Origin of the sequence: Granulicatella sp. HMSC30F09 (assembly GCF_001806915.1) — a bacterium.
GTDB classification, from domain to species: Bacteria; Bacillota; Bacilli; order Lactobacillales; family Aerococcaceae; genus Granulicatella; species Granulicatella adiacens.
The window spans coordinates 1-12,422 of record NZ_KV786410.1; the positions used below are offsets into that span (position 1 = coordinate 1).

9 protein-coding genes are annotated in these 12,422 nt (G+C 36.9%); 2 read left to right on the forward strand and 7 right to left on the reverse strand.

The features are described 5' to 3' along the window. The first annotated feature begins 204 nt into the window (after positions 1–204). The gene (locus tag HMPREF3103_RS00990) at positions 205–918 is read left to right on the forward strand and encodes a 16S rRNA pseudouridine(516) synthase (RefSeq protein WP_070436900.1); all 714 of its coding nucleotides are present in this window, start codon (positions 205–207) and stop codon (positions 916–918) included. Between the two features lie 188 nt (positions 919–1,106). Beyond that, the gene (locus HMPREF3103_RS00995) at positions 1,107–1,475 is read left to right on the forward strand and encodes an EXLDI protein (RefSeq protein ID WP_049554753.1); all 369 of its coding nucleotides are present in this window, start codon (positions 1,107–1,109) and stop codon (positions 1,473–1,475) included. A gap of 100 nt (positions 1,476–1,575) precedes the next feature. On the opposite strand, the gene HMPREF3103_RS01000 is transcribed toward HMPREF3103_RS00995, so the two are convergent. The 7 genes from HMPREF3103_RS01000 to HMPREF3103_RS01030 form a co-directional block, all read right to left on the reverse strand. Further along, entirely contained in the window at positions 1,576–2,712 is a 1,137-nt protein-coding gene (locus tag HMPREF3103_RS01000; protein ID WP_070436901.1) for an acyl-CoA dehydrogenase family protein, read from the reverse strand. Positions 2,713–2,899: 187 nt separating this feature from the next. Continuing rightward, a complete protein-coding gene (locus HMPREF3103_RS01005) occupies positions 2,900–3,832 on the reverse strand; it encodes a DUF4435 domain-containing protein (RefSeq protein WP_070436902.1) in 933 nt (310 codons plus the stop codon). Next, positions 3,832–5,334: an AAA family ATPase gene (locus HMPREF3103_RS01010; protein WP_070436903.1), complete on the reverse strand. Its 1,503-nt coding sequence runs from the start codon at positions 5,332–5,334 to the stop codon at positions 3,832–3,834. The genes HMPREF3103_RS01005 and HMPREF3103_RS01010 overlap by 1 nt, the downstream gene beginning before the upstream one ends. 158 nt (positions 5,335–5,492) lie before the next feature. Continuing rightward, entirely contained in the window at positions 5,493–5,867 is a 375-nt protein-coding gene (locus HMPREF3103_RS01015; RefSeq protein WP_070436904.1) for a DUF6985 domain-containing protein, read from the reverse strand. Then, positions 5,860–6,561: an HNH endonuclease gene (locus HMPREF3103_RS01020; RefSeq protein WP_070436905.1), complete on the reverse strand. Its 702-nt coding sequence runs from the start codon at positions 6,559–6,561 to the stop codon at positions 5,860–5,862. The genes HMPREF3103_RS01015 and HMPREF3103_RS01020 overlap by 8 nt, the downstream gene beginning before the upstream one ends. Next, positions 6,561–10,127: a helicase HerA domain-containing protein gene (locus HMPREF3103_RS01025; protein ID WP_070436906.1), complete on the reverse strand. Its 3,567-nt coding sequence runs from the start codon at positions 10,125–10,127 to the stop codon at positions 6,561–6,563. The genes HMPREF3103_RS01020 and HMPREF3103_RS01025 overlap by 1 nt, the downstream gene beginning before the upstream one ends. A 3-nt stretch (positions 10,128–10,130) precedes the next feature. Next, on the reverse strand, positions 10,131–12,326 hold the full coding sequence (locus HMPREF3103_RS01030; RefSeq protein WP_168132792.1) for a dynamin family protein: 2,196 nt from the start codon (positions 12,324–12,326) through the stop codon (positions 10,131–10,133). Positions 12,327–12,422 lie beyond the last annotated feature (96 nt).

The window sequence follows — 12,422 nt, forward strand, 5'->3', positions numbered from 1 at the left end:
TTCAAAGGTCAATCGTTGTTTTGCAACAACTTTGATATCATATCACGCGTTCATTTTCTTTGCAAGAAATATGATTCGATGTTTTTTAACATCTTGCGCGACAACGTTTAATAATTTACCACAGGAAGAAAGAGACGTCAACGAATAACTACTCGATTTTTGAAAAAAATTGTATAATCGAGAAAACGACTGCAAGGAGGGCCTATGAGACTCGAACATCTATTAATGAAACATCTGGTGCTGAGCCGCCGTGAAATGAAGAAACTCATCAAGAACGAAGCTGTCTTAATCGATGGTGTTTCGGCCACTCACGTCAGCAATAATGTCGACGCAACCCTGCAAGTCATCACGGTGAACGGTACTCAGATTCACGACGACAGCCAGAAGTACTACATGCTGAATAAACCTCAAGGCGTCATCTCCGCTACGACCGATAAGGAACATACGACCGTCATCGACCTCTTCTCAAAAGAGAACGTTGAAGGCCTCTACCCGCTTGGACGACTCGATGGGGATACCGAGGGACTGCTGCTTGTGACAAATAATGGTCCGCTGGGTTATCGCATGTTAAACCCCGACCAACATATCGAGAAGGAATATTATGTAGAAGTCAACGGCCCGCTTGACAAAGATTCCGTAGAAACCTTCAAACGCGGCGTCACTTTCCACGGTGGGTATCAATGCAAAACTAGTTCGCTTACGATAATAGAAAGTAGCGGCAGCTTAAGCCGTGCGACCGTCACAATCTCTGAAGGGAAATTCCATCAAGTGAAGAAGATGTTTCTATGCGTTGGTGTGAAAGTGACGTATCTTAAACGCATTCGCTTTGGAGAGTTTGTGTTAGATGAATCGCTGGCTCCTGGGGAATACCGAGAACTAAACGAAGCAGAACTTGAACTTGTAAAGACGTATTTCTAAAAAAGCAAAATGTAACATAAAAGTTACGTAACTTATATGTTACATTTCGGTTGTTCAACACTGAAAATTTCATCTTAGCCAATCTAACTACCCGTCTCATAATCATAAAGAGATAGACATCACTCTTAAAAAGTGGTTTAATAGAAGTAACAGCATATCATCCAGTTGACTATTTTGGAGGTAAGGTTATGGATTATGAAGTCATTAAACTTAACGTTTCAAAGGATAAAATTCGAGAATATAAGCAATTCGAGGGATTAAAATTATATTCAACTATTATTAAATCCCAAGATGAACGGACTCTGACGAATAAAAGAATTTACGTTACGAAAAAGAACAACTATGTTTATTACGAGCGAACCGATACGAATTGGAATTTTTGGTCAAATCCAAAAAATCATCAGTCTTCATTTATCCCAGTTGAAGAAAACCACCATATTCTCTTTGAAGTTGCACCTGACCTAAGTGCATTCTCCAAGTATTTAGGGGAAGAGCTGATTCAAAAAATTCAATCCAAACAACAGAATGGTGAAATCATCGAAAAATTAGATATTTAATAACAGTGGATTCACAAATACGGATACTCTCTCTGAACTTGTTTAAACACAAATAAGCTCGCCTGCACCACGCAAGCGAGCTTTTCTACTATATATAAAATTATTGGATAGGTCCTAAGAGAATATTCGCCCACGCATCATGCAATGACTCTTGGTCACTTGGTTGGAACAAGCCAGCCAACACGTCGCGGTATAAGCGAGATAATTCTGTACGGTTGAAGTACGAACTTCCGCCGCTTGCACGAACGATTTCTTCCACGGCTTTCTTCGACACTTCCACTGAACGGTTCTTAATAGAAGATAAACGAGGCAACCAGATGAAGCTGTATTCTGTGCTCGCTTCTAACGTATCACTCAACTCGTTAATTTGCGGTTGGATACCGTCTAGCATAATCGCCGCTTCCGCAATTCTCCAGCGAATGTTTTTATCGTTGGCATAAGGCGCATCATTGGATACAGAGTGACGTTTCTTCACTGTCTCTACCCCGATTTCTAGCGCACGTTTCCCGATACCGAAGTACGTTGCCGCCAGTAAAATTTCGAAGTATGCGAAAATACCGAATACCACTGGATCGAAGCTTGGTCCAGGAGCCACTTTCGTTAAAATTTGCTCTTCTGCTGCGAAGATGCCTTTCAACTCCACACTGTTTGATTGCGTCGCACGCATGCCCATTGTATCCCAGTCGTCTTTTACGATAAACGTTTCTTGGTCTGGTGTTAAATACGCGAACACTGATAATGGTGACTCCCCTGTATTATCTTGCCCAAATGAAACCAACTTGTCGCAATATTTTCCCATGGATAAGAAGACTTTCTTGCCGTAAAAACGATACGCGCCGCCCTCTTCTGGACGAGCCTCAGAAATCGAACCGAATAACACACGGTCGTTCGAAGGTTCAGAAATCCCAAACGCCAACAACTTTCCTTCTGCAGCATCGCGAAGGATTTGTTCCCCCTTCTTGTTGCCAAAACGAACCATGTGCTTGCCAAGGCCGACAATAATTTGGTGCATATTCACCCCAAGCGCTGTCCCTGGAGCTGCCATCGCTAAACGCGTTTGTTCTTGCGCAATCTCTTTCAGCGTGAGACCGAATCCTCCGTACTCTTTTGGCACGAACGCCTTCAAGTATCCCGCCTCTTTTAGCGCTGCATAGTCTTCAGCAGGCCACGCATTCTCTTTGTCGTAATGCGGTGCACGCTCATGAATTTCCTGTAATAACTCTTCCGATAAAAACATAAAAACCCTCCTTAATGGTTGTACATCGTTAGTATACGATTAGGGGCGGGTGGATGGCAAACGTAAGATAACGGTTGCAAGAAAATTTCGGCAATCAAAAAGCACATAACTTTTTCTTTAAGTTATGTGCTTTAATACATAGCAAATCGTTGGAAGTTTAGATAAATCATGCTACCTCAGCTATGTTTTAGCCCCCTATATTTTCACTTTCCTGTGTTACATCTCTAAACTTTACCTCTAAATATTCCAATAACTCCTTCGGTAACTCTGCATATGAGGACAAGTCCTGAAGCAACGTTAGAGCACTTGTATTCACCCTAAACTTCCTATTCTTGGAAAATTGACTATTTTCTTTTTTAGAAATTTCTGACCCTATTTCATTTATATATGATGGCATTTTTTCAAGAAAATATTTTCCTCTTATTAACCGTTCCGGGGAAGATTGGAGTCGATTACATTCAATATCAACTTCGTTTGCATCATCTAACTTGCAACTTTCCATTCTTTGATTGAAATCTGTCATATTTCTTATCATTCGTATATTGTTATATGTCTTTAACTCACACAACCCTTTTTCTTCTAATCCATTTTCCATAATCTTCTTTAACCCCAACGAATAACAAGCACAACCATAAATGATCTCATCAACAATTTGAGATCTTTTACTTTTTAAAAAATCTAACGCTATTTTTAAGTCCTTTTTATCGTTCTCATCCTCAAAGGATATTCCCATCTCGCATACTAATAATGCTTCTAATGCTTCGTCCGTAAAATATAAATTTTCTATGGAATATGTTGGAGTTATAAAGATATCCTTATCAATATTATTATTCATATCATAATCTTTATCTACGAAAAATAATGTAACTTCTCCTTCAACCTGCATTTTTTTGATCTGCTTTTGCAAGCGTAAAACACTTGTCTTACCATTACAAATAAAATTTTTATACCTTTTACTGCATTTTTTTAAAAATATTCTTATATGTTGATGATAGAACTTAGGGTCATCTTTACCTTCATAAAATATAAATACCATATTACTATTTCTATTCGTTAAGTAATCAGTAAGTATTGTTGCGTCACATTCCCCGCTTCTTTTCATTAGTAAAGGAGTAGTCATTACTTTCTCCCCCTCGTTAATGACGTAGTATACTCAAAATATTCATTATCAAATATAAACGGCGAATGAGTTGTAGCAATCAATAAATCTACTTTTCCCGACTCATATATATCTTTTAAAAATGTTCTTTGCCACTCTATAGACAATGATAATTCAGGTTCATCTATAATAAAAACGCATGGAGATACACATTCTAAATACACTTTAGAGAAAATTGAAATAATTTGTTTTTCACCAGAAGATAACCATTCTAAATCAATTACTCTATCATTGTTATCATAAATATTTAAACTTAATGAATTAACATCGTATTTCATAGTCTTGGATTCTAAATATTTAGTACAAATTTTGGCAAACTTCTCTAACTTATCATCTATTATTTTCTGATAATCATATATCTCTATTAACTTTGTAACGTAATATTCAAAGAAGACTTTTGTTTCATTGTTTTGTCTCTCGTAATAACTTTTCAACTCTCCTTCTTGCCATGCGTTATTCGGCATCGCTCGATTAACAATAACATCAATTTTATTAAAATCTATTGTATCCTCCTTACAAGATGAAATAGAAATTTTGTTTTTTATTAAATCTCTAAAGATATCTTCGCTCATTTTTCTATAACTAAAATTCGCTTCCATCCTTTGTTTATTTAATAAATTATCAATTGTACGCCTTACATCCCTCATCCCAAACTCTATGGGTTGCCCTGTAAAATTATAATTTTTGGATCTAAAATCAACTTTATAAATACTAGTATAATCATCTTCTACACGTCTATATGTAGGGCAAAAAATAATTTCCTTACCAAACGAAATATCATTTTTTATTGATACTAAAGATTCTTGTTTCTCCCTTAATTTTCTTAACAAAATCATTACTTCATCATGATAGTCTGTAGGAGCCTTAACGAACTTTTCTTCTATAAAATCTAATACTTCTAAGTCTAATATCAGGCTTTTTTTCAATTCATTCTCAACATTAATAAAATCCTCATAAGGTAACTTCCCTCTAAGTTTCAAAAATAGATTTTGAGACTGCACTCTCAAATCTTTAATATTCTCTTCAGTTTCAAAATCACTTTTATCGTAATAAATAAATTGTTCTCCTAACTTCAGACTTATTTTTTTAAACCTAACCGATCTTAAATATTTATAATTATTTTGAAGAAGCGCTATTAGTAGTTTCAATACTGTTGTTTTTCCAGCTCCATTCTCAGAAACTAAAATAGAAATATCATTCTTAAAATCAATCTCAATATCTTGATCCCCAAATAATCCCGTAATTCGAAATTCTTTAATATCTGAGTTATTTACATGATCTCCTTCTCTTTTCATTTTCAATTTTTCTATCGCAATTTTAACATCATTTTGCAACATATCAATTTTATCGTCGTCATTAAAAACCCACACTTTATTTTCACTCAAATGAATTTTTAATTGCTCGTTCGTAATTCCATATTCTCTAGCAATCTCGCTTATGCTCATTTTATTTACTTTATTCATTTGTCCATACTCCTATAATATGTTTTGTTTAATAATCCTTTTTAACCGTTCTAAATGCCTATCATTTCACAATCAATATCCCTTTTTATATATTTTCTGCACAAAAAGCTTAGAAACACGTAGTTTCTAAGCTTTCTCGCTTTATATCCCCCGTGTTCTTATAACACTAAGTCTTGATATCCGACTTCTTTGAATTTTTCGTTTTCAAAAACGATGGCTAAACCATTTTCCATGTCGAATTTAAAGTCGCACATTACGGCTACAACTCTCTCCTTAACTTGCGGAACAGAGATTGTTTTAGGAATAACATACTTGAAGATGTTATCTACCACTGTAATACCATTGTCCTTCAATCCGTTTTCTAAGATGTATTTCACAACTTCGGGTTTTGCAGCGTTAATCAATTGTAAGTTGTTCTTAAATCGTTCTACTGCTTCCTTTTGTGTTTCTGTACTATCTTCTCCACTAAACTTCTTCACGATGATTGGTAATTCAAACTCTCTACCCCAGATTTCAGCTTTAATCTTACTCATCGAATTCACCTCCGTTATTTTGAGCATCTCGAACTTTACATTCAGACACCCCACCTAAATGCTTGCAACACTGATGAATCTCACTAGGTACTAAATCCATCGTCTTTGTGTCACAGCGCTCATGCCAAGTGTATTTTTGCTCAGAATCTTTTCTGAAATTATAGACATCCTTGTCCGTCCAATCCGTTCTCCCATCTTTCCCTTGCGTATTCCATTGTTCGGCTAGTTTAGCATCCGCTTGAGAGAAGTTCCCGGCCTTCCATTCACCATCTTCTTGATAATCATTACGATTTGCCGTCATTTTATCGATTGTCACAGTAGCAGACGACACCTCAGAAAAATCAGGCTCAAGATTTTTATACTCAATCCCATCTTTGCCATATTCAGCGAGTTTCTCTTTACATGCCTCCCCGCGTTCTGTTGTATCTGATGGAACAAACTTAGAATGTCCTCGTTCTCCTTCGAAAGCTCCGTTTTCGCCGTTTTGCGGCACCTGATTTAGTCGAGCCTCATACGAATTATATTTCCCTCCAAATTCATACTCATCCGCTTCAATATTATCAACAGAAAACGACGCTTCTAAGATTCCTTTTGCTTCTTCTAAAGTCAGCCCTGATTGCGGTTCAATCTCAATAGATCTCTCGACAGCTGTCACTTTAATTTCTGCCGTTTCTAAAGATTTTATCTCATTCATTAGAACACCCTCCCTTTTTCTTGGTATACTTCCGTAAATCTCGTTAACACTCCATCGTAGGACGCATCCCGTAATTGTTGTTCATATAAAATTAACGCTACGGCTGTATTAATTTGCTTGTTTGAGTAAAGTTTTATCGACGGTTTTAACTGTTCAACAAGTTCACGTGTCCACTCAATAATATCGTTAGTGTGTTTTACTTTAATGATGGTGTTTTCTACAGAAAAGAAATCATAGACCAGCTGTCTGAAAGCAGCCCACGCCTCTTCTCCGTCTTTTTCAAGATAATCCATAAACTTGCACTTCACTTGTGTGTCTAAGTTTGAGTGAAGCATTTTCGATTTAATTGCCTTCAAATCTTCCTTATTCACTCTTCTGAAAATTCCTCGTTCCATGATGTAATCCAACAAGAACACTTCTACATCATTTCTGTAATTTCCATCAAGCTTCTTAGGAGTATATTGATATTTTTTTTCGTCGATATCGACTCTATCAACCTTACACAAGACAGGTTGCACCCATTCATTTTGGTATACAGCCCCGACCCCACAAGGAAGTTTTGCCAATTCTGTTATTTGATCTTCATTCAGATTCGCTGCTCTTCCGACCAACTCTCTATCCGTTTGGTCTGGAAGTCTGAGAATAATTTTCGTATTCGTATTTCGAATGACCGACATATCCATTAATCCTGGAGCCTGGTCGACAATAATAAATCCTTCTCCATACGTACGCATTTCCGCAATCGCATTCGAAAGCATCTCAACACTCTTTCCGAGTAAGTTGCTTCCTTCTGACGAACGTTCACTTGAAGTTCTTCTTAATAGATTATGCGCTTCTTCAAGGACTGTAATATGCTTCAACTCTGCATTCATTCCATTTGCTTGAGACATACGGTACTCTTGAAGTTTTAGCACCAGCATTCCCATAATTAGAGATTTTGTTTCACTAGATCCTACACGGCTTAGGTCAACAATGACATTTTCCTCAAATAATTGTGTCGCACTAATTTCATCCGAAACGAAAATCATTCCATTAATACCATTGCATAAAGACTCTAATCTTGTGAGCAATGAACCTTTATAGGCGCCTTTATTTTCCGCATCATATTCACTTGAATCAATAATGCTTTTCACATTTCTAGCTACATCCGCAAACGTTGGATATAACTCTTCATCATATTTGTTTTGGGATTTAACAAGATTCCAGCCACAATCTACGTATGACTTTTCAACAGCGCTCTTTAAAACCGCTGGCATTGCCGCATACATCGGCCAACAAACATTGAAGATTTCTACTAATCGATCCATATGTTCTAGAACATGAATGTTTTTAGGGAAACTGAATGGATTGATTCTTAGAAGTTGGCTGACAAGTGGATTCGTCCCCAACACTGTCACATCATTTCTATGACCAAACACATTCTTATATTCACCTTTAGCTGGCTCTACCACAAGGAACTTAACTCCTTGTTTTCTAGCGCGCTCAATCATCTGGTAGACTGTATTACTCTTACCTGAACCGGTACTACCTGTAATAAATGTATGTGAAGCTAATGATTGTTTAGAAAGAGCCACCTCAGTGTTTTCCATTCGATTCATATGGAATACATGACCGAGTTTAATTTCGGATTCACCTCGATAAACATCATCATACGTCACTACATTTCTTCCAAACTCAACACATTCTAGTACAGGAAGGCCTGCAACTGATTTTTGAGGGAAGTTCAATGAGTATGCCAATTCTTTGCCAGATAGACTCGTGGTTGCAGTTACAATCGGCGGATAAACGATAAATTCAGTTTCTTCGTCTACCTCAAGTTTCACTTCATTATCTTCTATCTTCCCTACCACTGCAGGATTTAATCCAAACACTGGATGACGAAGTGTCTTAATATACTCAGTGATTTCTTTTGCTTGCCCAGCCTCATCTTCAACATTTCCGCGCCAAGTATTGATGGCAGATTTAGACATATATGAATCTTCGCCAAGCGTTAATGCTAAATACGAATGAGCTACGTTATTCGCTACATTTGGATCTTCACTGATTACGTAAGCTGCAAAATCCCACATTCCAAGTGCCGTACTCTGTTCGAAACGTTTCATCTGTCCTTTAAGCATTTCCAACGCGTATTGAATATTAAAGTTCGTAAAGTTCTGTGTGATTCCTTCGTTTTTACCTAGCATAACTGTAGTCGTAGAAGAACGAGCAAAGTTCGCTCCAATATTCGCTCCAAATCCTACACTCTTAGTAGCGCCATTTGTCGCCGCAATCGAATTAGTCACTGCTCGACCTAGAGTGTTCGCAACCGCTGTTCCTACCGTTCTGCTAGTACTATCAGTCAAAGTCTTTGCAGTTCCTTTAGCAATCGTTTCGGCTGCAGTTTTTCCGAGAGATTTGGCTGTGCCACTATTCCAGCCTTCGCTATAGTTAACGTTGGTCCCGACATTCACACGAAATTCATCTTGCCCTACAGATACTCCTGCAGATCCTCCACCACCAATTGAATTAAACTGTCCCGTTGTATCTGTATTCGTTTCACTTGTACCTTCCGAAGTGCTATGCGTGTCACTTTCTGTATAAGATTCACCAGTCGTATCTGTATCACTTGCAGATTCGGTATCTGTACGGGCACTGCTATCTGACGTTCCTTGACTCTCTGTTATGGCAGTATTGACTCCGTTCTGCACTCCCGCACTGGCCCCAACATTGACACCAACAGTCGCAGATGAACTAACACTTTCGTTCTCTGTTCTTTGGAAATTTGTAGACCAGGAAGCATAAGGGGATAACCCAGAATAGAATTCTCCCAATTTAATTTTTCTATCTTCTACATCTAGAATTGGTGTTGCCAGAAGAATAATTGTATATTCTTTCTTTTTCGTTTCTGGAACAATTCCATCAATTAATTTTTCAATCGTCTGACTAATAAACTTCTCCGATTTTTCCGCTGGGATATTGGAAGCCGTTGCGACAGAATATTTTTTATCTTCGTTAAAGCAAGGTAATACGCCTAACCCCTCTTCCTTCCACTCAGCTCCAGGAAAATTACCTCTTATCGCTTCAACGATTTGATCCTTATAGTTATCAACATCAGTACTACTCGTTGAATTTTTATTGTTCACAACAGCCAGATACACATTAGTCGTATTCTGTTTACGATCAAAAACTAAAGCAATGTTGCAATCATCGTTAGAAAGCACTGCGTAGACATTAACCAGTTTCTCTAAGTTATTTTCTTTCTTATCTGTAACCCACTTTGTAATGTTGATATAGCGAATGTTATGCGCATCATCGAACTCTTTCCCAAATTCCGCCTCATTATTGAGTGGTAAATAAAGATCCTTAATCTGTGGAAGATAAGCATTGAAAATTTCGATACTACTTGCAGCCATCAAACGTTCCGTCAACTCACGCGCAGTAGCATCGTTTGGATTCGGAGTTTCAAGCAAGTATTTTTCACGAAGCAACTGTACATTTTCTAACTGCTCTGGACTCAAAGAAGATAACTTAGCAACTTGGTCTCCAGCTTTTCCAGCAATTTTCTTAATGGCATTTTTAATTCCCATATCCTATACCCCTTCCACTACTTCCCACGACATCAAACTTTTAATCGTTTCTAAAGAAGATCGTATCATCATTTGATTTTGCTCTAACGCGATAAGACTATCTGTCTCAAGACGAATTTTCTTAGTCAAATCTCTTAATTCTGGATTATACTCAGCAAGTCCTTCGTTAATTTCATCAAGAATTTTTTTCTCCCAATTTTTAAATTGCATAAAACAATATTCATTCATCTCTTGGGACATTTTCTCTACATTAGTCGTTATTTGATTATTATAGATTCTAGCTAGACGTCGAGTATTCAATTTTTCATCTTCAAAAAGATGAATTCCTAACACCATTCCTCTTAAGAATTTTTCTCTGACAAACACCGAATTAGCCTGCTCTTTAAAATTATTAACATCATAATTTTTTATTTTTTCCGCTATTTCTTCTCGCTGTGACTCTGTTAATGTATCCGATTCAGTCACTTTAAGAATTAGTTGTCTCTTAAACTCTCTTTCCTTTTCACGCCAATATTCGTCTAAATAGGTAGATAGTTTATTCTGGGCATCATCAATATTGTCTTGATAGGAATTGATAACGTATTTCATCGTTTTATTTGAAGCTAAATGATCAAGCATTTTCTCTTTTTCATTCTTTTTAGTTCTAGATTCTTGAAAATCTTTTACATCGCTTGCAAGATCATTTACCAACGTTTTTGCAGCATTTATAATATTCTGTTTGAACAACCCCTGGAAATTTTCTTGCCAATGTTCAAACCCTTTATCTGTAGCTTCTTGCAGTTCTTTTGCTGTAGTTTCATAATCATTTTGTTCAAAAATTTCTTTGCGGATATCGGCGTCTTTTTGCGCAAGTTGATTTTCGTCCATTGGATATAGAAGATTTTGATCAACGTACTCCTCTACAACCGTCTTAGAATCTTTTTCATTTGCTTTTTCCATATTTCTAGCAGACTCTTCGATTTCTTGCTTTAAAAGTAATGTTTTTTCATTTAATTTTTGCTCAAAATGCTCTCTTATTTCTTTTCTTGTCCGCTTTTTCTCTTCAATGCGCTCATTTGTCTTATCAATTACATTGCTAAGAAAAGATAACGCCATCTGACACTTGTTATATGCAGAGTGTTTACTTGCAAAAGTTTCAATTTCTTTTTCAATGCAGTACAGTCCACTATTCGAATAAATAAGATTTTCATTTTTCTGGGAATACTCAAGGGCATTTTGCTTCACTTGCGAAGGCATAATATTGTACTTGTATAGAGACATATAGTCGATATCTTCTGGATCTGAAAATGTTAAACTTTGTGTTCTAAATTTTTTTCCATAAAATCTGTCTACAAACTCTCCATGATTTTTTCCGCCTAAGCCAATGATCGATGAAACAAAGAAAATCCCGTTAGCATACATCTTTTCAATCGCACGATATTCTAAAATTTCGTTGACTTGTTTCTCGGTAAATCCGTCTTCTGGAAGGTCCGCATCATCTGCTTTGTTAAAAATAATCATGGTGAACCGTTTATCCAATGAATCAATTGCCAAAACATTATCACATAATTCGGCATTATCCTTTGTATCATGAGCGTCATACTGAGTAATCCAGAGTGGAATTCCGTTTGAAAATCCAGCAATCGCCTCAGCCAACACTTTTGAATGGTCCTCGTTTGAGTTTGAGTTTGACCCAGGAGTATCAAAAATAACAAATTTATTTTGAGACGTTCCAATTATCCCATTCGGAGAGAACGGAACGCTTAATGAAATGACGTTACCGATTTCAGTAACTTCTCTATCTCGCTTCTCAAAATTATTTATGATTTCCACCGCTATACGTACCATCGCGTATAACTCATACGTACCAGCGTTTGCGATTTCTTCCTTAATACTTTTGACGATTTCAAGCCCTGGATTGCCTTCGGATACTATTAATTCTTTACCTTCAATCGATAGTTTGATTCTTTCGTTATGAAATTTAAAAGTAATCTCTGCTTGATCCTGATGTTCAGACTTCGTAATTTCATAAATTTTAGCCGTAACCGGGTCACTTCCGCTCGGAAGAATTTCCACCCCTGTTAGGGCATTAATAAAAGTAGACTTTCCTGCACTATAATTCCCGAATACACACAGTGGAATCACATCATCTAAGGCTTTCGAAACTTTATTGATTCCCTTTATTACATCTTCGTCATCTTGCATAATCTGTTTAATCACTGGGTTCACTGTTCCAAATATCTCTTTGGTTTTCCCTTTAATAAAGCGGGCATTTTTAAGAATCGTATTCGAACGCATCAGGTCAATCTTTTCCTT

Coding starts and splice junctions, on each gene's coding strand:
- HMPREF3103_RS00990 (WP_070436900.1), top strand. CDS start 205: ATGAGACTCGAACATCTATTAATGAAACATCTGGTGCTGAGCCGCCGT.
- HMPREF3103_RS00995 (WP_049554753.1), top strand. CDS start 1,107: ATGGATTATGAAGTCATTAAACTTAACGTTTCAAAGGATAAAATTCGA.
- HMPREF3103_RS01000 (WP_070436901.1), bottom strand. CDS start 2,712: ATGTTTTTATCGGAAGAGTTATTACAGGAAATTCATGAGCGTGCACCG.
- HMPREF3103_RS01005 (WP_070436902.1), bottom strand. CDS start 3,832: ATGACTACTCCTTTACTAATGAAAAGAAGCGGGGAATGTGACGCAACA.
- HMPREF3103_RS01010 (WP_070436903.1), bottom strand. CDS start 5,334: ATGAATAAAGTAAATAAAATGAGCATAAGCGAGATTGCTAGAGAATAT.
- HMPREF3103_RS01015 (WP_070436904.1), bottom strand. CDS start 5,867: ATGAGTAAGATTAAAGCTGAAATCTGGGGTAGAGAGTTTGAATTACCA.
- HMPREF3103_RS01020 (WP_070436905.1), bottom strand. CDS start 6,561: ATGAATGAGATAAAATCTTTAGAAACGGCAGAAATTAAAGTGACAGCT.
- HMPREF3103_RS01025 (WP_070436906.1), bottom strand. CDS start 10,127: ATGGGAATTAAAAATGCCATTAAGAAAATTGCTGGAAAAGCTGGAGAC.